The organism is Streptomyces sp. DT224 (assembly GCF_049844595.1).
In the GTDB taxonomy this organism is placed as follows: Bacteria; Actinomycetota; Actinomycetes; order Streptomycetales; family Streptomycetaceae; genus Streptomyces.
Map to the genome: position 1 here is coordinate 1 of NZ_JBNCLI010000012.1, position 26622 is coordinate 26622.

The following is a 26622-nucleotide window of genomic DNA, read 5'->3' on the forward strand; positions in this document are numbered from 1 at the left end:
CGCGGCCCTGGTGGCCAGGCCGTAGAGGGCTGCCCCGATGGCGGCGGACGCGCCAGGAGCGGTGTCTTGTCGACTCATGCTCGAAGCATAGCTTTTTTATATTCATAGTTTATGGAAATGGTCGACTGGCGCGGGCGGCCTCGACCGCTGGGAGCCGGTGACGTGGGGATGCCGCGTTCAGCACGGACCCCGTCGTGCGCGAGCGGGCCCGCTCCGAGCTGCTCGGCGTTGCCTAGATCGGTCAACTGCATGAACCGTACGGCGCGGTGCGGTCTGCGGCGGCGGGCAGCGCCCGGACGTTGGCGCCGTCGGTGATCTGACGGCGGAGGCGTTCGATCTCCTCGTGCTGGGCGGCCAGCCGAGAGATCGCCAGCTGCTTGAATCCGGTGAGCTGCTCCACGAGCTGGTCGCGGTCCGCGACACGCTTCTTCAGTTCCTCTCGCTCGGCCTTCAGCCGCTCGATCTGTGCCTCACGCGGGTCGACGATCTTCCCCGGCCTGCTGGAGTTCGCGCACCCGGCTCGAACTCTTTGGCCAGATGCTGGTAGGCCCCGGGCCTGGGGGTGCCGTCGCGGTTCTTCTTCGGGTAGAAGCCGGTGCGGGTCACCCCGGCGACCGCGGCGAGCGTCTTGAGGTCGGTCTTGCCGCCCGGCGGCAGATTGCCGCTCAAGATCCGCTCCATCGCGGCCCGGCCTCCGTGTTCACCGACGGTGGACCGCCCCGGAGGCGTTGGTGGATGCGGGGGCAGCCGGCCGTGCGGGTGGGGCGGATGCGGTAGAGGCGTCTGGCGGGGTGTAGCGGAGGTTGACGCCGATGCCTTTGGCTGCGAGCTTCTGAGCGACGGACTGAATCCGCAGTGCGCGCTCCCTGCCTCCGTACGCGACGGGCAGGAGGAACGCGCCTTGGTGTGGGTGGTACTGGAATCCGTGGGCGTACAAAATCTCCCTGGCGTCCGGAGGGATGCTCTCGTACGGTGCCCCGATGTCGATGTCGGCAAAGCGGGCAAGAGTGATCACCCGGGCGGAGCGGGCCGGGGCGGCACGGTGGGGCGGCTCGGGCTCTTCCTTCATCTTCCGGAGCACCTCCAGCCGAGCTTGCTCGTACCGCGGCAGGAGCCGACGGGTGACCGCGGCGGTTGCGCGAACGGGGTCGGCGGGCACGGCGATGCCGGAGGGCTCCTCCACGCCGAAGAAATGATGGCGTTTGATCCCGGCTCGGTCCGGTGCAAGCGGGGCGACGACGACCTCGTGCGGGTACCGGGGCCGGCCGGTGACGTACAGCTCCTGATCTTCGGGGCCACGGAGGACTGCCCCGTGCCCGAGGGCGTACGTGCTGGCGAGGTCGGAGACATGTCCATTGTCCCAGAGCCGGTTGGTCGTGGGGTACTGGTCCTTGTAGCGGGTGTAGTGCTCGTAGGTGCTGGTCCAGTCGCCGGGCAGGTGGGCGGCCAGAGCCGAGGCGAAGGTTTCGAGGGTGGGCACAGGAGGGGCTTCCGGTCTGCGGGCATGGTCATGCGGGCGGTGGGCGGGCGGTGTCACCGCGTCTGTCGTGTGGTCCGGGACGGGGACGGTGGGGCGGGGACGGTGCGCTGGGGCTGAGTGGTGGCGGTGGCCCGCTGGTATGCGGCCAGCGTTGCCTTGAGGCTGGTGACGGCGTCGGCGCGGCGGGCGGCCAGGATGTCGATCAGGGTCCCCGAGGTCTGCAGGATGCCGAGTGAGTTCGGCACGGCCTTTCCGGCTGCGGCACGGGTCAGGTCTTCGGCGGCCCAGGTGCAGCGGTCGACCAGCTCGGCCTGCACGTTGTCGAGATGCAGTGCGCTGCGCACCACGAGCGTTGCGAGTTCGTCCTCCGCGCTGCCGGGCGTGTGGAGGTTCCGAAGCGCTTGCGGGTGCTTATGAAGGGCTTTGATGACGAGGTGATGGCCATGGGCGGTTGGGGGCGCTGAGGGCGACCGGTCGTTCATGTCTTCGTTTCGTTGCGAGGGCTGGGCCTGGGAGCGGACCAGATGGCGTCGTGACGTCGGGGTGGCCCGGGCAGCAGCGTGGAGGGGTCGCTGCCGGCATGCGGACTGTCGCGCAGCCTTGGTGGTCTCCCGACCGAGCTGGACTCCGGCGACTTCGCGAAGTGTCTGGTAGCGCTCCAGGGCGCCGAGGATGTCAGCGTGTGTGCCGTGGGGGTGCCGTCGGGAGGGATCGGGGTGGGAGCGACGGCGTACGGGTCGGGGAGGCCGGAGAACGAGGGGGTGGCGCGAGCGGCGTCAGCGTGCGCATCCGAGCTTCGGCAGACTGCAGGTCCTCTCCGAGTCTGCGCACCTCGACGGCCGCGTCAGCAAGGTCGTGGGATAGGTCGAACCCGTCATCCTCCACCGCCTCTTTCGCCTTTTCCGCCGCAGCTTCGAAGAGGTCGCCCAGGCGTGCCAGCACCCCATCGTCCGGGTCCAGCACCTGGCGCAGCAGAGCGGCGGCCTGTATGGGGGAGTCGCTGCCGTTGAGCTGGTCGGTGAGTTCCAGAAGGGCGTCACCGCAAGCGGCAGCGGTGGTGGTAGCGGCGGTGGTGGGCTGCTGAGATTCGCTCGTCCCGGCTGTGATGCCCGTGTCGTGTGCGGTGGCAGGGTCCTGGGCCGGCTGGGGGACACTCACCGTGGCGTTCTGCGTGACGTCGAAGGTGTGTGGCTCGGTGCCGGGGAGCAGCCCGAGCTGGATGAGGCGATGGTCGATCGCCGCGATCAGTGGCTCGGTGCTTCCGCCGTGACGGGCTTCGGGGCGTTGGGGGGTGCCGGGATCGTCGGAGGGTGGTGAAGAGTCGTAGATGACCTCGAACAGTGACGCGTCGGCTGGGTGTTCCCGCGTCGCGATCCAGCCCTCCGGGTCTCCAGGCGGGCGTTCGGTGGCGGGCTCCTGGGGCGGGCTGATGATCAGGATGGTGTTGTCGGGGAGTGGGACGCGCACGATGTAGGCGCTGAGGCCGAACTCGATGTCGCACGTCAGTCCGCGTGCCCGCAGCGGCGTGGTGATATGAGCGTGCCGGCGCCACAGCTCCTGCCACCATGAGTTCACGTTGCGGTGGCCGGGAAGTGGCGCGAGCGGAGAGGGACGGACACCGGCGCGGGAGTAGTCGTCGTCGCGTCGTGCCCACCGCTTCAGGTCGTTGCGGGTGGCGACGTTGTACCGGGCGGCGTCTATCTGGTCGGCGTCGGCGGCCGGCGTTGTCGTGCAAGTCGAAGTCTGGATCGCGCGGGGAGATACGGAAACGCCCTTCGAGTGGTGCGAGCTACAGGTGGTCGAGGTCGTTGGTGTCGGGGAACCCGTTGATTTCGTCGTTGAGGGTCTCCTGCCGGTAGTGGAAGACGGCTTCTTCGAGGGAGGCGAGCCGCTGAATTCCGGGATGCTCGGGGAAGGCGTCGGTGCGGTCGGCGACGTACTGCTGGTTCTCGGCCTCGGAGGTGAGGATGTGTACGGCGTTGCGGGAGCAGATCCGTCCCCACTGTGTGATGTCGGTGGGGGTGGCGTCCTTCATCCACACCCAGATGCCGTTCCCGAGCTTCAGTACGGAATCGGGGTGATACAGGCCGCCGGACGTGCGGCGGCGAGGGCTGTGGCGGGCTCCCATGTCCCGGACGAGCCCTTGGCAGCCCTTCGTGAGTGCCAGGGGGAGGAGGTCCTTGTTGCCGGCCAGTTCCTTGGCAAGCTCCCGCTGTAGTTCCTCGGTGTGGATGCGTCCGCGGTCGGTGGTGATGCGCCGGGCGACTTCCAGGACGAGCGTGCGCAGCGCATTGTTGGCGATCTGGGTCACGGCAGGTCACGCTCCGCCCACACGGAGGCGGCTTCCGCCAAGGCGCTGGATGCGTGCTCGATAGTTTCTCGCGTCACCGCCCGACCGGGTGGCGACAGGTCGGGATCGTAGAGGGTAAAGGTGCGGGTTCCACGGATCTGGGCGAGCGAGGGGAGGGTCTCGCACAACAGGTGTGTGGCGACACGGCGCTGGCGTATCTCCTCCTCCTGCCGTGCCTTGTGCTCTGCCCAGGCACCCTGCAGAGTCAGTTCCCCGTCCGCCACGCGGGCGGCGAGGGCGGGGTCCGTCATGCGAAGCTTGGCCAGCTGTGCTTCCGCCGACTCCGTCTGCGCCTGCTTCTGTCGGGCGACTTCGTAGGCGCGGTCCAGTCCGACGGCGCCGCTGATCACGGAGTCGACAAGGTCGGGCGCGTACTGCCAGACGACATTCGCCCGTCCGATGACAGCGCGCGCGACTCCGAGCTGCTCCTCGATGTCTCGGACCGTGTGTCCCGACTCGGGACGCGCTTCCTGTCCCGAGTCGGGACGAGCCGTCTGTCCCGACTCGGGACAGGCGTAACCGAGGCTCGCGCGGGCTTTGACTGTGATCATCGCGCACATCCCCTTGGAGAAGCTGCGGCGCTTGAGGTTCACAGACAGGCTGTAGATATCGATCCCGGCGCCGTCGTAGGTGACGAATGCCGGTTCGATGTCGAGGCGTTCACAGGCCGTCAGGCGACCGCGACCGTCGAGGATGCGGCCCGAGCTGTCCAGAACGATGGGCTGGAGAAGGCCGTTCTCCTGGATGTCGTGCATGAGCACGGCCAGGTCGTCTTCTTCCAGCGGTGGGATGAGGGAGTTGGTGGGGTGGGATTCGATGATGGGTCTCCGTTGGGTCGGTGTTTCAGTGCATGCGGGCATCGGTGTCGAAGAGCGCCAGCTCATAAGCGTGCAGCTGGTGTTGCACAACGAAGGATCGTCCGGCGACTTTCCACAGGCCCCGGCCGCGGTTGAGGTGCGCGATGGCGTCCATCTCCACGGAGGTCAGGCCGAGGAGGGAGGCCGCGGCGTGGAGCTGGTCGGTCTCCTGGCGGTAGATGATGCGGGTGCTGCAGTCGGCGAGGAGTCCTTCGGCCAGGGCTCGGCCCTGTGATCCGGCGTCGCCGGCGGTGAGCAGGTCGCTGAGCCGGTGGATGACCATCAAGTTCGCGATGCCGAGGCCCCGGGAGAGTTTCCATTGGGCCTGCATGCGGCGCAGCAGGCCGATGTGCCTCATCAGGCGCCATGCCTCGTCGTACACGATCCAGCGGCGGCCGCCGCCCGGGTCGGAGAGCGCGGACTCCATCCATGCGCTCGCGCAGGTCATCGCGAGGACGAGTGCGGTGTCGTCTCCGGAGCCGCCGAGCCGGGACAGATCGATGCTGAGCATCGGCACGCGCGGGTCGAAGCGCACGGTGGAGGGGGCGTCGAACATGCCCGCCAGGTCGCCGCTGACGAGCCGGCGCATGGCGTGGGCGAGGTCACGGGCGGCATCGCCGAGCCGGCCTGACATCGTCCCGGCCGCCTCGTCGAGCGCGACCGGGTCGTTGAGGGTCGCGGCGACGTCTCCGAGGAGCGGGGTGCGGGAGGTCTCGGCGGCGCTGGTGACGACAGCGTCCAGGGCGATGTCCAGGGCGGTGTGCTCCATGGGCATGAGGTCCCGGCCCAGGACGGTTCGGGCCAGGGAGCCGAGGAGGAGGAGCCGGCGCTTGCGGATCTCCCCCACCCAGTCGGCCTCCGAGACGCTCTCCGGGCGCGGGGCGGCATCCAGGGGGTTCAACCGACCGGGGAGTCCGGGACCGAGGGCGACGGATCGGCCACCAAGGGCGTTCGCCACGGGCGTCCACTCACCCTTCGGGTCGCACGGTACGTAGACGCGGTATCCGAAGGCGACCGACCTCAGTGCGAAGGACTTGGCGAGGGCGCTCTTACCCTGGCCGATCACGCCGGCGAGCAGGATGTTGGGGTTGGTGAACCCTTCGACCTTCCCGTACAGCTCGAACGGGTCGAACACGAACGACGCCTCGGCGTGCACGTCGCGGCCGATGTAGATGCCCGCCGCGCCGAGGCCGCCCTCGGCGAGGAACGGATAGGCACCGGCCGCGACCGCGGTGGTCATGCGGTGGGCGGGGAGCCGGAGTTGATTGCCGCGCGCGGATGCCGGCCCGGGACGACCGCTGGACGGGTAGAGCGCTGCCGGCATCGGGTGCTCGGCGGATGAGTTCTCCGCCGGGCGGGTGCCCATTTCCGTACGGACCTTGGCGGTGGCCTCGGCGAGCTGTCTGCGAGCGGCCTTACGGCTGGCGCGGTCGATGCCGTGGGGGGTGAAGAGCGGGCTGGCGGAAGCACGACGAGCACGTCGGGCGGGCCGGTGGCTCATCGGGGGCCCTCGATTCTGCGGGTGGTGCTCATCGCACGCAGGCCGTGGTGTGCGGGCGGAGGTCGGTGGGGGTGGTCTTGCGGCGGACGACGTGCCCGGCAGCGAGGTGGCGCTGGCAGATCGTCAGCACGGGTGGTCCCTCGGGCAGCCGGTCGGGTCGGCACTCACTCGCCTCGGCGCCCGCGGTGGCGCTGCCGGGCAGCAGATGGAAGGCGGCGTGAACCTCGCTGGTGGCCTGCCAGAGGCGGGTGTGCGCGGCGCCGAGGTGGTGGCCGGCGGCGGGGTGCGGCGGCCGGGTGGTCTCGCCGAGCTGGTCCAGGAGCAACAGCAGGGCGGTGAGGTGGCCGTGAAGCACGTCGAGGTGCTGGCGATTGGCCGGTGGGGGCGGGGCGTTGTCCGACCGTGCGAGTGCTCGGGTGTGGTGGCGTACTCCGGCGCTCGCCGCGCGGAGGTAGGGGTGCGCATCGTCGTACGCGGGCGGGTGGGTCAAGGGGGCCTTTCGGGTGGGGCCGGGCTCAGGTGGCGAGGCCGTACTTCTTCTGTGCGTCGGTCCGTGCGAGGGGAAGGGCGGCGAGTGTGAAGGCGTTGGGCTGCTGGTAGTTGAGCCGTCGCAGGTCGACTCCGGCGGAGACAGCCGCGGTCTCGATCTGGGCGCAGGCGGCATCCAGGAGTGCGTCGGTTTCGGCGGTGACGGTGATCAGGCCGGTCATTGCCACATCCGCGTGTCCCGCGATCAACTGCCGTTCTCGTGTTTTGACGTCGGCGTACTCGACGGAGTCCTCTTCGGAGTCCACTTGCCCCCGGCGAGTGCGCTCGTTGGCGTCGGCGATGATCTGGGCCTTGCGCCGCTGGACGTCGCGAAGCGCGGACTCGATTCCCTGCGGTACGTATATAAGGGAGAGGCTGCGGCGCACGCCGGCCGTGAACATCAGGCCGTGCAGAAACCCGGCATACGACTCGACCCTCGGCCAGTTCTCCACCCAGTACGTCGCGTGCCTCGCGCTGTCGGTGGCGAGGCGGTCGTACTCCTCGACCTGGACCACGGGCCCGGCCGCGCTGGGGTCGGCTTCGGCACGGCCGGACTCGGACCACTGCTGAAGAGCGGCGAGCGCCTTCGGGTCGTACGCCGTACGCACGACGGCGGCGATCTCCCGCGCGCTCAGCCAGCCGGTGACCTCGAGCCCGGCGGTCCGTGCGGCCTGCGCGATGCTGGCCGTCGTCTGCTCCATCACGGTGAACGCGCCGGGCAGCCCGCCCCCGGCCTGCGAGATCAGGCGCCGGGCGGCCTTGAGGTCGAGGCTGATGGAGAGGTAGGTCTCGTGCGGGGCGGCAGCGGGGCCGGCCGAGGCAACCAGCTCGGAGTAGATCTGCCCGGCGACCGGAGTCTGGGAATGCCCGTGCTGGGCCCAATGGCGGGCGAGGGTGTCACCGCTGTCGGGGACGGTGCGCTCCAGTACCTGCACCGCGGCGACGTGCCCCGTGCGGGCGACGCCGGCCAGCGCCCGCCCCCAGCTGCTCATGTGCGCGTTCTGGGTCGCCGGGTCGAGGAGCACGAACGCTCGCGCGCTGACGCGGGCGATGGCGGTCAGGGTCTGCTGATGCGGGTCGTGTACGGCGGCGGCGCCGTTGGCGGAGTCGCCGGGCGTGACCACCTTCAGGGAGGCGGCGGTGCCGGGCAGGTGCAGGATGCCGTCCTGCCGGGGCCGGGTTACGGGCCGGGCCAGCCAGAGGGTCTGGCCCGTACGGCGGCGGTGTGCGTAGCGGGCGACGATCGGCGCCCAGTCGATCAGGGAGCGGCCGTGGCGGCGGACCGCGACGAGTGCGGCTGCGGTGGCCAACACCGGGGTCAGGGCGACAGCGCCGAGCAGGCCGGTGGTTACGACCGTCATCAGAAGCAGGGCCACCATCGAGGCCACGAGCGCGAGTTGGGGCAGGGAGAGGCCGAGGAGGATGCCGCGGCGTGACCGGTGCGGGAACTTCACCGTGACCGGGGCGACGGAAAGATCAGTCAAGGGGGTCCTGGTGGCGGGTGGAGCCTGGGGGCGGGGGCACGGTGTGTCTCCCGCCCCCAGGTGTCGGGCAGGGGGTCAGAGGGCGGTCGGAGGCGGTGGCGGTTCGCTCGTCCCGCTGAACGTGGCGTTCGGTGAGCCAGAAGGCGGCGGCGTGCCCTGCGGCGGCGGGGTTGTGGTCGGCGGGGTGCCTTGCCACCCGCCGTCCTGGCCGGACGCGGGAGCGGCGGGGCCGTTCGATCCCGGGCTGCCGCCCATCTGGCCGCTGGTGTCGTCGGACACACTCGTCGGCGCGGGCTGCACGGCCTTCTCCAGGCCGGTCTTCACAGGGGCGATGCCGGGCGAGAGGCCCGGCCCGTCGTTCTGCGGACCCTTGTCGCCCTGGTCGTCTCCGCCGGTCGGATGGGCGGCGATGTGGCCAGGGAATCCGCCCTCGCCACCATCCGGGCCGTGCGGTGCGGCACCGGCGGCAGCTGTGGCGCCGCCGGATCCGGCGGCGCTGATAGCCGCGGTGCCCTTCCGGACCGCCTTCTCGGCGTGTGCCCGGGCGATCTGGGCTCCAGCACCACCTGCGCGGTGGATGGACTCGCCGTCGGTGCCCTCCGATGCCCAGTGCACGAATTTGAAGGTGGCGAAGGGGCACAGCAGGACGAGGACCATGATCACGATGCCGGCCATGAAGTCGGCGAGCGCGGCGATTCCGTCCGTGGCCTCGGTCTTGCCGAGGGCGGCGACGCCGAGGACGAAGATCACGGTCATCAGCAGCTTTGAGACGACGAGGGTGGCGGTGGCTTCGATCCAGCCCTTGCGCCAGCGCCGTGCGGCTTCCCATCCGCCGCCGGCGGAGGCGAAGACTGCCAGGGTGACCATGACGAGAATGCCCACTTTTCGGACCATCATGACGCACCAGTACAGAATGGCCCCGACGGCGGCGCCGAGCCCGGCGACCACGGGTATGAGCCACCCCATCGGAGACAGGGCCGCCAGCGCGCTGACCTTGATCATGCGGCGAATGGCCGCTTCAAGATTCGTGTGGGCGGCTGCGAGGAGGCCGTCGCTGAGAGCGTCGACCACCTCGACGGCCACGGTGGTCAACGCAATGGCGCAGAAGGCAAAGAGGATGCCGGAGATGGTGCCCGTGAACGCTTGTGTCAGTGCTTGGCCGTCGCGCCGGATCGCGGCCCGGACCAGCTGCGCGCAGAACGTGGCGACCGTGACGGTCAGTCCCAGCGGCAGCAGCATCTCGTAATTGTCGACGAACCAATCGGCGGTGAGGTCGACCTTCGTGGTGGTGTTGACCGCCTCGGCCGCCAGGTCGGCGGCGGTGGCCGCCAGCTCAGCGGTGGACTGGGCCAGCCAATTCCCCAAAGACTCTGCTGGATCGGAGGCGAAGTCGGCTATGTCGCCTGCAGCGCACATGGTTTCGGTCAAGGGCAGATCGCAGAAACCCACGGGGTGCTGCTCCTTTCAGTGTCAGATGCGGGTCACTGCGTGACGGTCGGGGCGATGGCGGCCAGGGTGCAGTCGTGGGAGGGGCGGCACTGCACCGCGAGGGTCACGGCGCGGTCCTCGGCTCCACCGCCGCCCTTCCACGCGATGCGCTGTTCGCCGTTGACGGTGACGGCGTAGATGTACGCCTCGGTGATGGCGGACGGGTCCTCGGCGAGGGCCCGTTTGAACGCGCCGGGGTAGTGGCCCTCGGGGACGCTCGCCGAGGCGTGCTGGTCCTGGTCGGCCATCCGTGACCACAGCACCGGATCGGGGACCTGGTCGGCGACCGAGGGCCAGTCCTGGTACTGGGACTCCTTCGTCATCCATGCCCGCATGGCAGCGAGTTGCTGGTCGCGACTGGTGGTGCGGGTGTCGTACGACCACAGCATCTGGGCCGCTGCCCTGGCGTAAGGGACCGGGTCGGAGATCTGCGGGGGAGCGGGCAGTGCCCCCGTGCCGGAGGAGGGTTTCGGCACGGTCGTGGTGGAGGACGGGCTGTCTGCCGGGGCGGGCACGGCGGGTTCCGGAGTATGACGGCCGGAGTCGCTTCGGGTCAGCAGAGCGACGATCACGGCGACGGCCAGGAGCACGGCGGCAGCCGCGGCGACGACCGCGATGCGCCGGATCGGCGACCAGGCGGCTCCGCGTGCGGAGAGAGAGGGGAGTCGCGGCATCAGTGGACCTGCGACCCCAGGGTCGAGAAGAACGCCACGATTCCGTTTGCAGCCCCCAGCCCGAGGGCTGCGCCGGCGGCGACGACCGCGCCCTTCTTCCCGTTGGCCTCGGCCTGGTGCCCCCCGGTGTGGTGGCCCCAGGCCCACACGCCGAGGGAGATGGCGAGCGCCCCGACGACCGCGATGATCGCGAACAAATTGACGGAGTTGACGACGGTCGTGAGCACGCTCAGGCCGGGCAGGCCCCCGTCCTGGGGCGTGATGCCCGGATCGAACGCGAGAGGGGTGTGGGTGGTGACGGACATGGGTGTGGAGAAGCTCCTTACATGCGAGGACCAGGTGAGAGTCGGTGTCATACGACGCGGCGGGCGGCGAGGATGGCCCAGTCCTTGACGGGGGTGATCCGGACCGGCTTGGAGGTGCGCGGCGCCTCGATCACGAGGCCCTCGCCCAGAAAGATCCCGACGTGTTCGGGCCGGGCGGCGATGCCGCGGCTGAAGACGAGGTCCCCGGGCTCCAGTTGGGAGAGCGAGATCGCCTTGCCCTCCAGGACCTGGGTGTACGTGGTGCGGGTCAGCGTGATCCCGGCCTGCGCGTACGCCTGCTGGACCAGGCTGGAGCAGTCGCAGCGGCCCATCGGGTCCGGGCCGTGCGCGGCGGTGCACGAGCCGCCCCACTGGTAGAGCGTCCCATGCTGGCGCATCGCCCACTTGATGGCCGTCCGGGCTTTCGGATCGGTGTCGGCGGGGATGGAGTAGCCCTTGGGGACGCTGCCTTCGGGGATGCGGCCGAAGGCCGACCCGTCCGGGTTGCCCGTGCAGCCGGTCACACCCGTCGACGGCTTGCCGGCCTGGCCTTTGTCGGTGCCATGGCCGGGGAAGGTCTTGACGATGGCGGTCTGCAGCGCCGTGGCGAGGGGCTCCCACTGCGCGTACGCGTCCGGCAGGCCGGACTTCTGTACGGCCTGGGCAGCCTGGGTGACCGTCATCTGCTGCCATCCGGGCACCTTGAGCAGGTGCTCGAAGAACGCCTTGCTCGCGTGGACCGGGTCGTGGATCTGCTCAGCGGTGCCCCACCCCTGGGAGGGGCGCTGCTGGAACAGGCCGAGCGAGTCGCGGTCGCCGTAGGTGAGGTTGCGCAGCCGGCTCTCCTGCATCGCGGTGGCGAGCGCGATGATCTGCCCCTTTGTGGGGACGTCGAGGGCGATGCCGGTGGACACGATCGTCCGAGCGGCGGGGATCTGCGCGGCCGGCAGATCCAGCCCCTCGACGCGTACGTCGTCGCTGGACGCGCCGTCCAGCAGCCGGGTGATCTGGTCGGCGATCTTGCCGGTGTCGACGGCCGGCACACAGGGGATGAGCTTGCCGGTGGTCTGCGTGGCGGCGGCCGAGGAGATCACCGCCATCGCGGTTCCGGCGAGCAGAAGCGGAGCGAGGAAGACGACGCAGAGGGCGGAGACGACCAGCTTCAACTCGGGCGAGCCGCTCGCCGGTCACCGGTCCTGGGTATGGATGGATGTCGAGAGGTCATGACGGTGTGTCCTTCGAGATGCATGTCCGGCCGAGCCGCGTGCACGAGGTGTGCCGGGATGGGCGCGGCGGCCGGAATGAGCGATCGGGGCTGGCCGGTGCAGCGAGTTGCCGCTCGCATCGCGTGGCCGGGAAGGGAAACGAGGCGCGTCGGAGCATGGGACTCGGCCGCGACGTGCGGCGGGTGCATCCGGCGGTAGTGCGCACCGGGCGGTTCAAAAACAGTAGGCCCGGATCGGCGGTTGACCAAAAATGCAGGGGTGAGGTATCGGAATCCGGTACCTCACCCCTGCACTTTTGGGCGTCGGCGGATTCGCCTCTACAGTTTTTGGACTCCCCTCGCCCACCTCGGTCCGCGGCCCTGGGCTTCTGCATGCCCACTTCCGGCCCGCGAGGACTCCTGCGAGGCGGTTAGTTCATTTCGCCCTTCCACCCGAATTGGGGTTCCTCTTTGCCGTTTTCCCTCCACCAGGGCGACGCCCTCAGCGTTCTCGCCGGCCTTCCGGACGGCTGCGTCGACTCCGTCATCACCGATCCGCCTTACAACTCAGGCGGTCGGACCGCCAAGGAGCGCACCAGCCGCTCCGCCAAGCAGAAGTACACCTCCGCCGACTCCAAGAACACTCTCCCCGACTTCACCGGCGAGAACATGGATCAGCGCAGCTACACCCTCTGGCTGACGCAGATCATGACCGAAGCCCACCGCCTCACGAAGACCGGCGGCACCGCCCTGCTGTTCACCGACTGGCGTCAACTGCCCTCCACAACGGATGCTCTCCAGGCGGCCGGTTGGCTGTGGCTGGGCATCCTGACCTGGCACAAGCCGCAGGCCCGGCCGCAGAAGGGCAAGTTCCGCCAGGACTGCGAGTACATCGTCTGGGGCGCCAAGGGCAAGATCAACGCCGCCGCGAACCCCGTCTACCTCCCCGGTCTCTACAGCGCCTCGCAGCCGTCGGGCTCGAAGCGTCGGCATATCACCCAGAAGCCCGTCTCCGTCATGCGTGAACTCGTCAAGATCTCTCCGCCGGGCGGCACGGTGCTGGACTTCTGTGCCGGCTCGGGCTCCACGGGTGTCGCCGCCCTGCTGGAGGGCCGGGATTTCATCGGCGTGGAGAAGACCGAGGAGTACGCCTCGATCGCGGCCGACCGGCTCACCGAAACGGTCCGGGAGACCCTGACCCAGGATGACGTGATCCTCACCGCCTGAGTCGCGAGCGTCGCTCGCGCAGATGCCGGCATTCGCGTCGATCACCCGGCGAAATCGGGCATGCGGCTCTGCCTCCGTGCCGCCGTGTGTCGCCGCCTCGTTCCTTCCCCATTCTGCGTCTCATAGGAGGCCGAACTCGCATGACCGAATCTATAAATCCGCCTGATGACGGGGAGCTGGAGCCGATTCGCATTCCCGATCCGCAGCTGGAGGGAATCGAGGCGAGCGTCCGACGGCTCATGGAGCAGTCGGCGCAGCAGGCCCAGCAGCTCGACCACCTCTCCTCCGCCCCGGAACCGCCCGGTTCGCCGTTCGCCGCGTTCGGCATGCCGGGGCTCGGCCGGCCGCCGAGCCCCGCGCCGGAGCCCCGTCCGATCCTGGAACTCGATGGCGAGGAACTGGAAGACGAACTCGACGCGTTGAGCGACTGGGTCGACGACTTCTTCCTCCCGGTCTACGGGGCAGAGGTCACAACCGCCGCGCCGTGGTGCCTGGAGTGGCAGGACCATGACGATGTCGTGGCTTGGCTCCACGCCCTGTGGCTCGCCTACCAGCAGCACCGGGATCCCGAAGCAGGGCTGTCCGGCCTGTTCGTGTGGCACCGGGACTTCCTCACCCACGCTGTCGCGGCGATCCGCGCACCCGGCGGTCCGCTGTCGGCCTGCATGACCTCTCCCGACCGGCCTGCCCATCGCCTTCTGGCGGGACCGCCGCCGTCCGTCCGTACGGAGGCGGCGTCCAAGCGGGCAGCCGACGAGCCTGCCGAGGCGGACGAGCCGACGTCGTGACCGCAGGAGGGAAGCCCGCTTTCGGCTTGAGCATCGACCCCCGCGCACTGACCGACCTCCTCCAGGCCCCGAGCGACATCCGAGATCTCACCCTCGCCTACCTGCAGGAGGTGGTGACCGCGCAGCGCTTCGGCCTGCGTCTCGACGGGGACCTGGAGGGGTACCGGAAGCTGTTCGTGGACTCGCGCAAGGAGTGGCGCGTCGTCTACGCACTCCGCCCCGCGCCGGCGGACTCCGCGCACCACAAGGACGTTCACGTCATCGCGATTCGGCCGCGGGCGGGCAACGACATCTACGACGAAGTTGGTCGTCGTCTGGGGATGGCCCGCCGTCCGCTGAGCGCCCGGACTCACGCGGCCCGCTCCCGCTCCCCGCAGCTGACCACCCGCGGACCCGTACCCCGGCCCGGGCCACCGCCTACCCCGCTGCCGGCCCCGCGCCGTCCCGTACCGACCTCCAGGCCCCGCCAAGCCCGCTGAACGCACGGAACATCGCCCGTACCCACCCCGCCCACGCCGGTCTCATCTCGGCGAGCTGCTCCCCGCTCTACCACCGCGTCGCAGCCACCATCGGCCACGACATCAACACCCTATGGACCTTCCGCGACCGACACGTTCTCGACGTGCCGCAGGCCCACTGGTCGACCAGCAGCGGGTGTTGGCCAAGACCCAGACGGGCGTCGTCTCCCTGCTCGCTCACCGACCTCGGCGTCCACCTCAGTGAAGGGACCCTGAATTCCATCCGAGAGGCTCTTGTTGACCCCCACCGATCCGGAACCGGTTTGACCGCCGACGAGGCGGCTTACCGCGATTTCACCGACACGCTTGGGGACGAGCTTGTTCCCCTCGCGCAACATCATGCCGACGCGGAAATCTTCTACGTCCTCTTCGACCGGACCGTGACCTGGGGACCCCCAGGCGCGCCGCAGTTCCTCGCCGTTCACTTGAAACGGGACAAGGGGTCGTACACCGTCGACATCGCAGCCTTGCCGCTGGCAGTGATGGCCCAGTCCTGGCTCATCCACCGCGGCTGCCCACGCGATGCCATCGGCTTGGACCCGGAGCTGTGCGCCCTACCGGCGGACGAGGCCACTCGATGGCTGGAGCGACGCCTCGTGGGCGAGGGCGACCACTTCGCCATTGTCTCCTCGCACACCCACGACGACTGGGCAGACGCGTTCACCGTGGTGGCGCTGCGCGCCATGGACGAGCGAGCCCCCAGCCCGTTCCGCGTCGTCGTCGAGGAGTTCGACACCGATGCGTGGACGTACACCTTGCGCGAAGGCGGCTTCGACACAGCGGACGAGGCTCTGCGGTGGTGCGACGACCGGCTTGACGGCAAGGCCGGCCCGCTGCCGCCGGTTCGCCCCGCAGCCGCTTCTGGCCCCGGGGCGGGTGTGGCGAAGGCTGCTTTTCCCCGGCCGCCCGGCCGTACGCGCTGAGCGTCAAGCGCGACGCGGCGGCGCAACATAACCGACGATCGCCGGTTAGCCAAACCGGTGATTCTCCGGACTCTTATACAGCCGCCGGAACAACTCCCCGGCACCTTCCGCGTAATCCCTATGCCTTCACGGAGGTCTCTTCCGCATGCGTTCCACCCGAATTGCCGTATCTGCGGTGATGCTCGGTGCTCTCGCTCTGCCCGTGTTGTCTGCCACCACCGCCAGCGCGGTACCCACCGCCGCTTCCGCGGTCCCGGCGTCCAGCTGTCACAACCTGCCGCCGCTGCCGTACGAGGTGCACACCCAGGCCGTGACCATCCGGTCCAAGGCCAGTTCGAAGTCCACCGCTCTCGGCATCCTCTACCGGGGCCACAAGTTCAGCGTGCAGAAGAAGAGCGGCAACTGGCTCTACATCACGGATAAGACGACCGGCGTCAAGGGCTGGGTGTCCGGCACGTACGTCTACCGCGACGTCCGGATGTGCCTGGACTGACCGATTTCCGGATCCGGCGGATTTCCGTACGCGGCTGAGCTGCCCGGGAACGGCCGTCCCCTTCCCATTTCGCCAGGCATCGGCCTTTCCAGAACAGGAGATTCTCCCTTGTCCGACGGTATATCCGACGGCGCCGCGGATGTGGTGGGCGTACTCACCGAGCGGATCGAAGCGCGCTTCGGCATGGGCATGGACCAGCTGAAGGACGCGGTCGGCGCGAAGCCGACCGCGAACCCGGACGCGACCGAGGTCGTGAAGTGGCACGGCCTGCTTGTCCAGGCCCAGTCGGTACTGGATCGAGCGGAGGACGACCTCCTCGCCGCGCTGGAGTCGCAGCCCAGCGAGGTCGACGACCCGACGATGGGTCTCGCCCACCGCGTGAACGAGGCCGTTACCGTCCGCGACGGCCGGGCGATAGTCGTGCGGTGGCTCCTCGACCCGGATGCTCCGGGCAAGAAGGGCTTCTCCGCCGAGCGTCTTGCCCGCCTTCGTTCCCGGAGCGGTCCCGCAGTGCAGACCACCGCTCCCCGCCGGCCGGCAGAAGCACCTCCACCCGCGTCGGCGTCGGCCGGGCAGGTAGGGAGGCTCACCCGATGAGCCGCACCAAGGCCAGCACCATGGACGGCGAGCTGCAGCAGGTCTTCGGGAAGCCGGTCTCCGCGCTGCACGAGGCGGCTGTCGCCCACGACGTGTCACCCGCCCTCGCCCGGGCCCTGGAGCTGCGTGCCTTCCTGGCGCTCACGGAGGAGCAGGTCGCCCGTGTCCGCGACCGGGTGTACGCGGACATGGATCCGGACCGCGACATGGACGACCTGTCGGCGGACAAGCTCCGCTTCGACGCGCAGTGGCTGGAGGCAGCGCTCGATGCCCGCGACGGCTACCGCGCGACCCTCGGCGAGCTGCTGCGCACCATGCCTCCACCCGGTCAGCGTCCCCGGCCCGTACGGACCGCGCAGCTCCAGGCCACCATGACGCTCCCCTCCGTGGCCGCCCCGGTACCCCCGCGTGCCGGGGCGGCCCGGGCCCCCCGACCGTGAAAGTTCGCGCTTGTCCCTACTCACGTCCACCGAGGTAGCCGGACGGATCGAGGAACTGTACGGCGCACCGCTCGCCGACCTCGCAGCTCACGCTCAGGAGAACCCGCCCGGCATGCTCGCCGCGCTGCTCGGCATGCACAAGGCCCTCGCTCAAGCCGAGCGCGGCATCAATTTCCACCGCGACCACCTTGCCCGGATCCTCCACGACCCCGAGCGGCGGATCTGGCAGGGCGACGTCTCCCACCTCCTCGACGGATCCCGTCGGCTCGCCGAAGTGGTCGCCGTCCGCGACGTCCAGGCGACGTCGGTCGCCGCCGTGCTGCAGAGCCTGGCACCCGCTCCGCCCCCGGCCCCCGCTCCCTCTCATACGGCTCCCGCAGTCCCTGCGGCTCCGCCTCTTCCGGTGCAGAGCGCAGCACCCAGCCGCTGACCTGCAGGCGATTTCCCCTTTACGCACCCAGGAGTTCCTCCCTTGACCACCACCGCTCTGCCCCCTGACACAGGCACCGACATCGCCCGGGTCACCGAGGCCCTCGCCATGATCACCCCGCGATGGAACGTACGGATCATGCTCGCGCTCTCCGGCCCGCCCGTGCGGTACAGCGAGCTGGCGGCCAAGGTGTCCTGGCTGCAGAACGGCCAGCTCCACCCGAAGGTCAAGTCCCTGTGCGACGTGGGCCTCGTCGAGCGCACCGAGCACAGTGGCCGGCACGTCACCTACGGCCACACCAAGCGCGGAGCCGACCTGCTGCCGGTCCTGCCGCTGATCGTCAAATGGGCCGAGGAGCACCTGGAGCAGGCGGACCACCCGCTGTCCGCCATCGAACAGATCGAGGACAGCCTCACCTTGCTCACCCGGCGTCACGCCGCCGCCATCCTGTGGGTACTGAAGTCGCGTGGGGACGTCAGCGGTCGGGCGCTGGCCCGGATCGTGATGCCCAGCAGCGACTGGACGAATGTGTATCCGCCGCTGCGGCAGCTCGTTGCCGACGGTCTGGTCGACACCGGGGGCAACGGCCAGCCCTACCGGCTGTCTGCGGCGGGCGACGGCCTGGGCCCCGTTCTCGGAGCCCTGTCCGCATGGTCCGCCGGCCAGCCCCTCGACCAGGCGGCCCAGCACCCCGTCTGGGGGAACCCGCAGACGAAGACCGCGCCGAGGCCGTGGGCCAGCAGCCAGCCCCGGCCAGCTCCGGCCGCGCTCCCGCAGGCCCGGACGGGCCACTCGTCTCCGACGTGGCACAACCGCGACCTCTTCTCCCACGCCACCAAGGCGGCCACCACTGCGGTAGGAGGCCCGCGCCGATGACCACCACCGTCCTCACCCCAGCCGAAGTACGCCAGGCCGTCGATCTGCTGGCATCGCGCTCCTTGATCCGCCTGGTCAGCGAGATCGACGACAACGGGGCGATACCGCCCCGACGGCTGGCCGGCACCCTGACCGACCTTTCCACGCACCACCTGCGGCGCGCCATCGAAGTGGCCCGCGCATACGGTCTCATCCGGATCGTTTCCGGCTCCGGCCTCGAACTCACCGAATCAGGCTTCGAGTTGGCGGGCCTGTATGACGCGTTCGCCCGCTGGGACCGGCACCACTATCCGGCGCCGGTCTGCGCGTTCACCGATCGCGTTCGACGGGTTTTCGACCTCGTCGTGCCATCGCGGATGTCCGTCTGTTCCGATGACCTGTCGGGGCGGTACGCCGAGCGGCTGCCCAGCGCCGAGGCCGAGGCGGAGCTTGGCCGTCCTCGCGCGCTGCTGCTCCGGTGGCTGGCCGACAACCCCCAGTCCACCGAGGTGCCTGAGACTGGGATGGCCGCGTGAACACAGCCATCTCACTCCGGCATGCCGGCCACACCGCCGGGCTGGTGCGCGGTATCTACCTGCCGCGCTCGGCGGACGCCCTCGCGCACGCGATGTCCACCTACGGCATTCCGCTGCTGGTCCTGGCGACCACGCGGTCGGCCGCGCTGACGGGCACCGCGTTCGCCCTGGAATGGATCCCGCGACTGGCGGCTTTCGGGTGGGCGGGATCGATCGTCGACCGACGCGGGGCGGCCATCGTCTTCCACCTCGCTTCCCTGGGACGCGCGTTCGCCCTTGCTGCGGGCGCGGCCCTGCTCCAGCTCTACCCGACCGGCCATGCTGCGGGCGTGACCCTGATGGTCCTCGCGGTGACGACCGGCATGCTCACGGAGGTCAGTTACATCGCGGCCGAGACGGCGGGAGCCGCCGCCGGCCGCCGAGCAGGTGCACGAGCCCACCGAGTCCAAGCCGTTCTGCTCGGCATCGACCAGACCGCGACGCTGGCCGGTCCGGCACTCGCCGGGGTACTTCTGCTCGCCGGACCGCCGGCGATGCTCGCCGTGGTCACCGTGCTCTCGCTGCTCGCTGCGCTGCTCGCCCTGCGCACCCCGCCCTCGCACGTCGCCGCAGGGACGCCGAAGGGGCAGCCCGGTGCCGGACTGCTCACCGGCTGGCGCACCATCCGCTCGCTTCCCGCGCTCGGCTGGCTCGTGACCGGGCTGGCCCTGTCCAATCTGGCCACGGGCTTCCTCCAGGCGGCCGGACCGGTGATCGTCGTCCAGCATTACGGGCAGTCCACCACCGCTGTCGGGCTGGTCTGGTCCGCCGCCGCAGCCGCCACCCTCCTGGCCGTCACCATCTGTCGGTTCCTCCTCGACAGTCTGGGCTTGTGGCCGGTTGGCGCCGTCTGCGCCGCTCTGGCCTCGCTCGGCTGCCTCGCCGCGGCCCAGGCTCCTGACTACCGCTCCTACCTGGTCCTGGTCGCGGTCCTCATGGCAGCGGAGGGCGGCATGGCGGTCGTCCTGCGCACCCTGCGCTCCCGACTGATCCCACCGGAGAAGTTCGGCAGCACCCTGTCGGCGACCATCCTCATCCTCCTGGCGCCCTTTCCCGTCGCCGGGGTGCTCACCGCGCTGACCCCGCCCGACGCGCTGGGCCACGTCATCACCGCGTGCGCCGTACTGCAGGCCCTCGGCCTGACGCTCGCCTTCGGCCGCCTTCGCACCGACCCCGCTCTGCGCACCTGAACCGGTACGCCCCCCGTTTGTGGAGAACCTCATGCCCACCGCCGTCGGTCGCAGTATCACCGAGCAGTTCCGCACCTTCGATGCCCACAACCCGCATGTGTTCCGGGCACTGGAGCGCATGGCCGCCGGCCGCCTTGCCGCCGGAGCGACCCGGATCAGCCTCAAGCACCTCTTCGAGGACCTGCGCCGTCAGCTTCCGCAAGGCGACGCCGGGTTGAACAACAACTACACCGCGCTCTACGCACGCCAGTTGATCTCACAGCACCCCCACTGGGCTTCCGCGTTCGAGCTGCGCCGCCGCCGTGCCGACTGACCCGACACCGCCGGCTCTCTTCTCCTCTTCCCTTGATGCCCACCGATACGGAGCACCCTTCTTGTCCGCTCGCCCTCTCGTACTCGTCGTGTCTCCCGGAGACGAGACCTATCGCGGCTACTGCCTGGAGCAGGTGGCCGCCGCGTACGACGTCGTCCTGCTCACCGGCACCGAGCCGACGTGGGAGATGCAGTTCGTCACCGATCACGCCGTCGCCGACCTGGCCGACCTCACTGCCCTCGTCACTGCCGGCCGTGCCCTGGCGGCCCGCCACGAACTGGCCGGGGTAGTGACCTGGGACGAGTGGAATCTCATCCCCACCGCGCACCTCGCCGACGCCATCGGCCTGCCCTTCGCCGGAGTGGAGGTCATGCAGGGCTGCCGCAACAAGTCCATCGCGAGGAGACACTTCGCCCGCGACGGGGTGCCGTCAGCCGCCTACATGAGCGCCCGCACCCTGCTGGAGGCCGGGCTGGCGACGATGACGATCGGTTACCCCGCCGTCCTCAAGCCGTCGGCGTTCGCCGGCAGTATCGGCGTGGCCCGCGTCGACCGGCCCGAAGACCTCCCCACCGCCTTCGCATTTGCCTCGGCCGGGGCCGACCGCAGTCGCGAGGACCGTGGCGGCGTCCTGGTCGAGGAGTACCTCGACGGCCCCGAGGTCTCCGTCGAATGCGTGACCCAGCATGGGGTGACCACGGCGGTCGCCGTGACCCGCAAGCACCTGGGGCCGGCCCCTCATTTCGAAGAGACCGGGCACACCATCGACAGCGCCGACCCGCTCCTCGCCCAGGTGGCCCCTGTCGCGGCAGCCGCCGTCAAGTCCCTGGGCCTCACGGACGGGATACAGCACGTCGAGATGCGGCTCGTAGACGGACGGCCGCGGCTCATCGAGGTCAACGCGAGGCTCGGCGGCGACATGATCGGACACCTTGTACGTCTTGCCACCGGCATCGACCTCCCCAAGGCCGCCGCTGACATCGCATGCGGCCAGACACCCGACCTCACCCCTACCCGTCACGCAGCCGCCGGCATCCGCATGCTCTACCCGGACACCTCCGGCACGCTCACCGAACGCCACATCAACACGCCCTTCGCCGCCCACACCCCCTGGCTGCACCAGGTCCAGTGGCTGCACGAGGTCGGTGACCCGATCCGCCTGCCGGCCGACGGAGGGGACCTGTTCACCGCCCGCGCCGGCTTCTTCATCGTCACCGGCCGCACCACCGCCGAGGTCACCGAACGCCTCGAGACCGCCGCCGACGAGATCACCGTCACCACGAGGTCGCACCGGTGACCGCCCAGCCCGACCCGCAGCACGAGATCGACGGCGACGTCTACGTCTCCCCGCGCTACCTCGCCTCCACCACCGGCACCGGCGACCCCGCCCTCGCCCCGCTCCTCGACCTCCGCTGGAGCGTCGAACACGACGACCTCGGCAACGGCTACATCAGCGCCCCCGACCGCAGGGTCCGTGTCGGATATCTGCCCGAAGGGGAAGACGACGGGCTCTGGCGCATCAACGCCTACCGCGACCCGTTCGGTCCCCCGGTCTGGGGAGCGTGTTTCAACGACCGGACACCCACCGAGTTCGTGACCGCGCTCACCACCGCCCTCGCGACCGCGTACGAGCAAGGGCCGGGCGCCTGCCTCGCCCGGCCGGTCGCCGGAATCGAGGAGCACGACCCCTTCCGCACGGTCAAGCCGCTCTTGGACCAGGGCTGGGTGCTCGACCAGCCGCGCCGGAGGGTCTTCGCGGTCCAGGCGCCGGACGGGCTCGCCGCTTTGGAGTACACACGCGGCCCCCTTGATCGGGACGCCGAGCTCACGACGCGGGACGCCCGATGGCAGCTGTGGGCGGGCAAGTCCATCGACCGGCCCGCCTGGTACGCCACGTTCAGCACCGATACCCCCGTCGCCGTGCTCACCGCAGTCACCGAGTGTGTCGCCGATCCGGCACCGCTGCCCCGCTGGTGCGCGGCGACCTTCAGCTACATCGAGGGAATGGCTCGGCTCACCCCGATCTTTCCGCCGGCCCCCACACCGCTCGACGTACGGCGGGCCGTCGCAGCACGCCGACCCGCCGCGCTTCCCGCAGCCAGCGTCCCGCGCTGGAGCATCACCAGCCGACCTGCTCTGCCCGGTCCACGCCGGTAGGACCGGTCCGAGCCCATCCGGAGACCCACTTGCCCCTCCAAGCCGCTGAGTTCTTCGCCCAGTTGTGCCTCCCCTTCCACCAACACGCCGTTGTGGGTGACACCTACTTCGCCGCCCCCGTGCCCGATGCACCCCTACGGCTGCGAATCGACTTCGCCGGGACCATCCACGCCGACACCTACGGGGGGCTGCGTGTGGCGGTTGTCCACCCGGACCGCGGTGAGATCGACGCGGTGGTCCTGAGCTTCCTGGACCACCAGACCTTTCACCGCCGCGACGAGGCCACCGACAGACGTCCGAATACCAAGAGCTACGCCACCTTCGACAAGTACCACCTCCCCGGACGCCCGCCGTGGGAAGGGGCCGTCACCACGGGGCTGCGCGACGCGATCGAGAAGTACACCGCAGTCTGGTTCCCCGGTGCCTGGGCCGCCCGCCGTCAGGGCGGCCCGATCGGCCACACCGTCCGCACGGCGCCCGGAGCACCGGTCGCGGGCGCCGTACGCGGCCGGTGAGCCCGCATCCCAATTGCCCTGCACCGCCGCCTCCGTCAGGAGCCCCCCATGCTGCCCGACCCGCCCCTCGACCCCTTCAGCACCTTCGGTCCCGACCAGAGGGTGAAGGTCCTGCCTCGCCACCTCGCCGGACCGGGGGACAAGGACCTTCTTGAGGTCTGGCCGTTCCCCTTCGAGAGCGGATGGAATCTTCACCCGGCCGACGAAGGGATGACGTTCTCCAGCAGCCCGTGCGCCCGGGTGTGGACCAGGCTCGTCCTCGACCCCGACACGAGAGGTCAGGGAACGTGGACCATCGGCGCGAGTCGCATTCCCTTCGGCCCCACGTCATGGGAGATCGTCTTCGACGTCACCACCCCCGCCGAACTCCTGCACGACGTCCACGCAGAGCTGCGCGACCGTTACCTCTGGGACCGAAGCAGCGACCGGTCCTATTTGTTCAACGATGAAACGGCCCCGCACACGGCGTACGCGCCCCTGTTCGCCGGCGGCTGGAGCCACGAAGCGAACGTGCAGGGCACGCAGACCTTCCGTTCGCCGGACGGCCTCGCTGCAGTTCGGCATCGCTTCGCTCCCGGCACATTCCGCGGACCAGATGACCCGGCCTGGACGGCCTGGGCGGGTGACTGGGGCACGCCGCAGTGGAAGGCACGCTTCGCGCGCCGTACCCCCGCCACGCTCGTCGCGACCTTCACCACCTCCCTGATCTCCACCGAACCGCTGCACCGCACCCTCAAGGACGTATCGCTCGACTTCCGGCACCGCCTCAACACGGCCACAGCGACGGCCCACGAGCCCCCAGCGCGCCCGCCCGCGGCCCCACCGCCGACAGGACCGGCCCCCCGCCGGACGCAGTGACACCCCCAACCAAACCGTTAAGGAGTTCTGTCCCCCCGTGCACGTACGTCTTGTACGACCCGCCGCTGTAGCCATTTCGGTGGCTGGTGCCCTCGGCTGGGCGCCCGCCGCGAGTGCCCAGCCGTCCGAACCGACCCCCTGGGCCTCCGCCGCCCCCGCCGAGACCCCGGCCCCGGACGCGGGCAGCGTCGAGATCACGACGAAGGACACCGCCGGAGACGTCCTGGCCGGCGCGGAATTTTTGCTGCTCGACGCCAGCGGCCTGGAGGCCGGACGAGGGACGACCGACGTACAGGGGACGGTGACCTTCCCTGACCTCGTCCCCGGCATCTACCGGCTCAAGGCAACGTCCTCCGGCAGTCCGCTCCACGACCTCGTCGCCGACCAGGACGTCATCGTCACCCCGGGAGCGACCACGCGGCTGACCGTCACCAGCCCGTTCAAGACCGCCAAGGTCCACTTGCAGGTCAAGGACGACAAGACCGGCAAGCTCCTGCCCGGCGCGACCGTGAACATCGGCACCGGCACTGCCACGCTGCTCACTCTGACCACCGGCTCCAAGGGCACAGCCTCCGGCGAACTTCCGGTGTCCAGCCGGGCGACGCGGTACTGGGCCAAGCAGATCATGGCCCCCGCCGGCTACGACCTGCACAAGCCGATCAAGACGTTCACCGCGGGCCCCGGCTCCCCGGTGACCGTGACCGTCACCAACGCTAAGACCGCCACCGTTCCGAAACCCAGCCCCTCGGACAAGCCGACGCATAGGCCCGCCCCCACCCCGTCCACACCGGGCAAGCCGAGTAGCGGGGCCGACGGCACCGTGCCCTCCGCGCCGAGCACCAGTACACCGGCAGCCGATGCGACGACGACGGCGGCGGAGATCCCGGTCGATGCCCCCAAGCCGAAGGCGCCGACGGGCTCACTCGCCCACACCGGTGCCGACGCGACCCCGTGGATCGCCACCGGTGCCGGCCTCCTCGTCACCGCAGGCGCGGCGGCGCTGGTCGTTGCCCGTCGACGTACGGTCGGCGGGTCCGGGTCGGAGAGCGACGGCAAGAACAGCTAACCGAAGAGCGACCGCGCACCAGCAGGCCCCCAGGACACTTCCTGGGGGCCTGCTGGTGCGCGGTCGAATCGACTCTGCCCTCCTGGTCGGAAAAAGGGCCGTCCAAGTACTCGGAAAATCCCCCGACGGTCCGCAGTGGCCTGCTGACCGTGCTGGTGGTGGCTGGAAGCCGCTCTACGACTGAAGCATCATGCCCCCGCGGATCAGCTCGTCCGCACTCTCTCCAGGAGATCGTTCACGCCGTCGGCCCCGGCGTACTTGTTGAAGCCGGGCGCGAGTTCGCGAACGAGGGCGACACAGCGCGGAGCGCCGATCTTGTTGGCGAGGGTGAGGGACTCGGCTGCGGCGGCTGCGGCTTGGTCGGCCTCGCCTGCCTTGAGATAGCTGCCCGCTTCGTACGTGAGGAAGACGGCCCGGGTCTTGTCGCGGGCGCTGGGCAGGAGGGCCATTCCTTCTCCGATGAGCTGGTGGGCGCGCTCGGGCTGGCCAAGGTCGAGCAGGCACTGTCCGGAGTCGACCAGTAAGTCGGCGTGTGACATCCACGAGCACCAGGCGGGCGCCTCACCGGCGGTCCGGGAGAGTTCTCGCTCGGCTCCCTCCAGGGAGCGCCGGCAGGCGTGTCCTTCGCCGAGGGCGGCCTGGGCACGGGCGAGTCGCAGATGAAGCAGAGAGCGGGCGGTCGGATGCTCGGTGCGGGCAATGGCACTCCTGAGGATTTCCGCTGCCGTCTTCGGGTCCTTCAGCCAGGTCGCCTGATAGGCGAGGTCTGACATGATGCCCGCGCCGAGATCACGGTCGCCGGAGGCGTGGGCACTGTGCAGAGCGCCGTGCCAGAAGCGGCCGGCGGCGGCGTGCTTGCCCTGGTCGAAGCGGTGCCAGCCGACCGTCTGCGACAACCGTGCGGCGAGTGTATGGAGCCGGCTGCCGACGGGCTCGGTGTAGTTGCCGTCCTCTATCAGGTCGGTGACGGTCGTCAGATGGGCGTCCAGGAGCGTACGGGTGTGCTGACGTTGCTCGGTGACGAGGGTGGTGAGCTTCTGGCCGGTGGCTTCGAGCAGATCGACGAGTTCGGCGTCAACGGCCTGCCCGTCCAGAGCGCTGGCGATGGCCGTCGGATCGGTGGCCGCCCACTGATGGGCGAAACCGACCAGTGCGGCAGAGCTGTACGTCAGGAACGTGCGGCGGTCCATGGAAGAACGCAGGGCCTCTCGAAGAGCAGGAACGGTGCTGTGCGGGCCCAGGGGTATGGAGCTGTCCCGGCCCGGCAACCAGTGAGGCCAGCCCAGGGCCGCAACGGTGCGCGGGGCGATCTCGAAAACGTCGGCGAGGAGCAGCTGGGAGTCGTTGTCGGGGATCGCCCGGCCGTTCTCCCATTTCCAGATCCGTTGTCTCTCCACGCCGGAGCGGAACCCTCTGCGCAGCGCGGCGCGCCGGATCTCGCGTGCGAGGTCGGGCCCGGTCCAACCACGTTCGATACGGGCATGGGCGAGGGGGTGACGGATCAAGTCGTCCACGGGGCAATCCCATCATCCTGCGTGACCGGAAGCGTACTGCCCGTAGGGCGGGACTACACCGGGACTACAGCCAAGTCCTGTCTCCAGTCGAACGGTTGAGCTGTACTCCAAGAAGATCCCCGCCATCCACCGCGTGGGGCTCGACTGTGAGAGGAGGTATGCGATGAGCCAGTCGAAGAAGGCCGAGGCGCCGAAGGTGACCGCCGAGGCGGTGCAGGTGCTGCAGCGCCGGGTGAAGGCGTTCGCCGCGACCGGTGCCACCAGCCACGCGCCGACCACGTACCACCGGTGA

Annotated in this window: 33 protein-coding genes; 18 read left to right on the plus strand and 15 right to left on the minus strand. The window is 69.8% G+C overall.

Features of this window, described 5'->3' with window-relative positions; genetic code table 11:
• Positions 1 to 241: 241 nt before the first annotated feature.
• The 14 genes from ACLQ2N_RS27935 to ACLQ2N_RS28000 form a co-directional block, all read right to left on the minus strand.
• Positions 242 to 400, minus strand: a complete 159-nt coding sequence (locus ACLQ2N_RS27935; protein ID WP_425817136.1) for a hypothetical protein — start codon at positions 398 to 400, stop codon at positions 242 to 244.
• A gap of 50 nt (positions 401 to 450) precedes the next feature.
• Positions 451 to 669: a hypothetical protein gene (locus ACLQ2N_RS27940; RefSeq protein ID WP_425817138.1), complete on the minus strand. Its 219-nt coding sequence runs from the start codon at positions 667 to 669 to the stop codon at positions 451 to 453.
• Between the two features lie 31 nt (positions 670 to 700).
• Positions 701 to 1480 (minus strand): hypothetical protein, encoded by a 780-nt coding sequence (locus ACLQ2N_RS27945; RefSeq protein ID WP_425817140.1) that lies wholly within the window; start codon positions 1478 to 1480, stop codon positions 701 to 703.
• Between the two features lie 53 nt (positions 1481 to 1533).
• Positions 1534 to 1824, minus strand: a complete 291-nt coding sequence (locus ACLQ2N_RS27950; RefSeq protein ID WP_425817142.1) for a hypothetical protein — start codon at positions 1822 to 1824, stop codon at positions 1534 to 1536.
• Between the two features lie 331 nt (positions 1825 to 2155).
• A complete protein-coding gene (locus tag ACLQ2N_RS27955) occupies positions 2156 to 3142 on the minus strand; it encodes a hypothetical protein (RefSeq protein WP_425817683.1) in 987 nt (328 codons plus the stop codon).
• 127 nt (positions 3143 to 3269) lie between these two features.
• Entirely contained in the window at positions 3270 to 3791 is a 522-nt protein-coding gene (locus tag ACLQ2N_RS27960; RefSeq protein ID WP_425817144.1) for a hypothetical protein, read from the minus strand.
• Entirely contained in the window at positions 3788 to 4651 is an 864-nt protein-coding gene (locus tag ACLQ2N_RS27965) for a ParB N-terminal domain-containing protein (protein ID WP_425817685.1), read from the minus strand. The genes ACLQ2N_RS27960 and ACLQ2N_RS27965 overlap by 4 nt, the downstream gene beginning before the upstream one ends.
• Before the next feature lie 22 nt (positions 4652 to 4673).
• Complete coding sequence (locus ACLQ2N_RS27970) at positions 4674 to 6188, minus strand: VirB4 family type IV secretion system protein (RefSeq protein ID WP_425817146.1); 1515 nt, start codon at positions 6186 to 6188, stop codon at positions 4674 to 4676.
• 28 nt (positions 6189 to 6216) lie between these two features.
• Positions 6217 to 6678 carry a DUF6238 family protein gene (locus ACLQ2N_RS27975; protein ID WP_425817148.1) on the minus strand — a complete coding sequence of 154 codons (462 nt, stop codon included), beginning with the start codon at positions 6676 to 6678 and terminating at the stop codon, positions 6217 to 6219.
• 25 nt (positions 6679 to 6703) lie between these two features.
• On the minus strand, positions 6704 to 8200 hold the full coding sequence (locus tag ACLQ2N_RS27980) for an SCO6880 family protein (RefSeq protein ID WP_425817150.1): 1497 nt from the start codon (positions 8198 to 8200) through the stop codon (positions 6704 to 6706).
• Between the two features lie 75 nt (positions 8201 to 8275).
• Entirely contained in the window at positions 8276 to 9649 is a 1374-nt protein-coding gene (locus ACLQ2N_RS27985) for an SCO6881 family protein (protein WP_425817152.1), read from the minus strand.
• A 32-nt stretch (positions 9650 to 9681) separates the two neighbouring features.
• Positions 9682 to 10362, minus strand: coding sequence for a hypothetical protein (locus tag ACLQ2N_RS27990; RefSeq protein WP_425817154.1), 681 nt, complete (start codon positions 10360 to 10362; stop codon positions 9682 to 9684).
• Positions 10362 to 10667, minus strand: a complete 306-nt coding sequence (locus ACLQ2N_RS27995; protein WP_018522644.1) for a DUF6112 family protein — start codon at positions 10665 to 10667, stop codon at positions 10362 to 10364. Before ACLQ2N_RS27995 ends, ACLQ2N_RS27990 begins: the two co-directional genes overlap by 1 nt.
• A 47-nt stretch (positions 10668 to 10714) precedes the next feature.
• Complete coding sequence (locus tag ACLQ2N_RS28000) at positions 10715 to 11833, minus strand: C40 family peptidase (RefSeq protein ID WP_425817156.1); 1119 nt, start codon at positions 11831 to 11833, stop codon at positions 10715 to 10717.
• A gap of 509 nt (positions 11834 to 12342) precedes the next feature.
• Between ACLQ2N_RS28000 and ACLQ2N_RS28005 the strand changes: the two genes are divergently transcribed.
• The 17 genes from ACLQ2N_RS28005 to ACLQ2N_RS28085 all read left to right on the plus strand — a co-directional run bounded on the left by ACLQ2N_RS28005 (position 12343) and on the right by ACLQ2N_RS28085 (position 24816).
• A complete protein-coding gene (locus ACLQ2N_RS28005) occupies positions 12343 to 13098 on the plus strand; it encodes a DNA-methyltransferase (RefSeq protein WP_425817158.1) in 756 nt (251 codons plus the stop codon).
• Between the two features lie 239 nt (positions 13099 to 13337).
• Positions 13338 to 13886 carry a DUF4913 domain-containing protein gene (locus ACLQ2N_RS28010; RefSeq protein ID WP_425817687.1) on the plus strand — a complete coding sequence of 183 codons (549 nt, stop codon included), beginning with the start codon at positions 13338 to 13340 and terminating at the stop codon, positions 13884 to 13886.
• The gene (locus tag ACLQ2N_RS28015) at positions 13883 to 14365 is read left to right on the plus strand and encodes a hypothetical protein (protein ID WP_425817160.1); all 483 of its coding nucleotides are present in this window, start codon (positions 13883 to 13885) and stop codon (positions 14363 to 14365) included. Before ACLQ2N_RS28010 ends, ACLQ2N_RS28015 begins: the two co-directional genes overlap by 4 nt.
• 302 nt (positions 14366 to 14667) lie before the next feature.
• Positions 14668 to 15327, plus strand: coding sequence for a hypothetical protein (locus ACLQ2N_RS28020; protein ID WP_425817162.1), 660 nt, complete (start codon positions 14668 to 14670; stop codon positions 15325 to 15327).
• Between the two features lie 145 nt (positions 15328 to 15472).
• Positions 15473 to 15820 carry an SH3 domain-containing protein gene (locus ACLQ2N_RS28025; protein ID WP_425817164.1) on the plus strand — a complete coding sequence of 116 codons (348 nt, stop codon included), beginning with the start codon at positions 15473 to 15475 and terminating at the stop codon, positions 15818 to 15820.
• Between the two features lie 108 nt (positions 15821 to 15928).
• Entirely contained in the window at positions 15929 to 16417 is a 489-nt protein-coding gene (locus tag ACLQ2N_RS28030) for a hypothetical protein (RefSeq protein ID WP_425817166.1), read from the plus strand.
• Entirely contained in the window at positions 16414 to 16857 is a 444-nt protein-coding gene (locus ACLQ2N_RS28035; protein WP_425817168.1) for a hypothetical protein, read from the plus strand. The genes ACLQ2N_RS28030 and ACLQ2N_RS28035 overlap by 4 nt, the downstream gene beginning before the upstream one ends.
• 10 nt (positions 16858 to 16867) lie before the next feature.
• Positions 16868 to 17287: a hypothetical protein gene (locus ACLQ2N_RS28040; RefSeq protein ID WP_425817170.1), complete on the plus strand. Its 420-nt coding sequence runs from the start codon at positions 16868 to 16870 to the stop codon at positions 17285 to 17287.
• A gap of 42 nt (positions 17288 to 17329) precedes the next feature.
• Positions 17330 to 18163, plus strand: coding sequence for a winged helix-turn-helix transcriptional regulator (locus ACLQ2N_RS28045; protein ID WP_425817172.1), 834 nt, complete (start codon positions 17330 to 17332; stop codon positions 18161 to 18163).
• Positions 18160 to 18678 carry a regulator gene (locus ACLQ2N_RS28050; RefSeq protein WP_425817174.1) on the plus strand — a complete coding sequence of 173 codons (519 nt, stop codon included), beginning with the start codon at positions 18160 to 18162 and terminating at the stop codon, positions 18676 to 18678. The genes ACLQ2N_RS28045 and ACLQ2N_RS28050 overlap by 4 nt, the downstream gene beginning before the upstream one ends.
• A complete protein-coding gene (locus ACLQ2N_RS28055) occupies positions 18675 to 19907 on the plus strand; it encodes an MFS transporter (protein ID WP_425817176.1) in 1233 nt (410 codons plus the stop codon). The genes ACLQ2N_RS28050 and ACLQ2N_RS28055 overlap by 4 nt, the downstream gene beginning before the upstream one ends.
• A gap of 31 nt (positions 19908 to 19938) precedes the next feature.
• Entirely contained in the window at positions 19939 to 20220 is a 282-nt protein-coding gene (locus ACLQ2N_RS28060) for a hypothetical protein (RefSeq protein ID WP_425817178.1), read from the plus strand.
• Between the two features lie 61 nt (positions 20221 to 20281).
• Positions 20282 to 21517: an ATP-grasp domain-containing protein gene (locus tag ACLQ2N_RS28065; protein WP_425817180.1), complete on the plus strand. Its 1236-nt coding sequence runs from the start codon at positions 20282 to 20284 to the stop codon at positions 21515 to 21517.
• On the plus strand, positions 21514 to 22377 hold the full coding sequence (locus tag ACLQ2N_RS28070; RefSeq protein ID WP_425817182.1) for a DUF317 domain-containing protein: 864 nt from the start codon (positions 21514 to 21516) through the stop codon (positions 22375 to 22377). Before ACLQ2N_RS28065 ends, ACLQ2N_RS28070 begins: the two co-directional genes overlap by 4 nt.
• Before the next feature lie 29 nt (positions 22378 to 22406).
• Positions 22407 to 22892 carry a hypothetical protein gene (locus ACLQ2N_RS28075; RefSeq protein ID WP_425817184.1) on the plus strand — a complete coding sequence of 162 codons (486 nt, stop codon included), beginning with the start codon at positions 22407 to 22409 and terminating at the stop codon, positions 22890 to 22892.
• 48 nt (positions 22893 to 22940) lie between these two features.
• Complete coding sequence (locus ACLQ2N_RS28080; RefSeq protein ID WP_425817186.1) at positions 22941 to 23750, plus strand: DUF317 domain-containing protein; 810 nt, start codon at positions 22941 to 22943, stop codon at positions 23748 to 23750.
• Between the two features lie 37 nt (positions 23751 to 23787).
• Positions 23788 to 24816: a SpaA isopeptide-forming pilin-related protein gene (locus ACLQ2N_RS28085; RefSeq protein WP_425817188.1), complete on the plus strand. Its 1029-nt coding sequence runs from the start codon at positions 23788 to 23790 to the stop codon at positions 24814 to 24816.
• A gap of 203 nt (positions 24817 to 25019) precedes the next feature.
• Here ACLQ2N_RS28085 and ACLQ2N_RS28090 read toward each other — a convergent pair whose 3' ends face one another.
• Positions 25020 to 26330: a hypothetical protein gene (locus ACLQ2N_RS28090; RefSeq protein ID WP_425817190.1), complete on the minus strand. Its 1311-nt coding sequence runs from the start codon at positions 26328 to 26330 to the stop codon at positions 25020 to 25022.
• Positions 26331 to 26493: 163 nt separating this feature from the next.
• Between ACLQ2N_RS28090 and ACLQ2N_RS28095 the strand changes: the two genes are divergently transcribed.
• A complete protein-coding gene (locus ACLQ2N_RS28095; protein ID WP_393767853.1) occupies positions 26494 to 26622 on the plus strand; it encodes a hypothetical protein in 129 nt (42 codons plus the stop codon).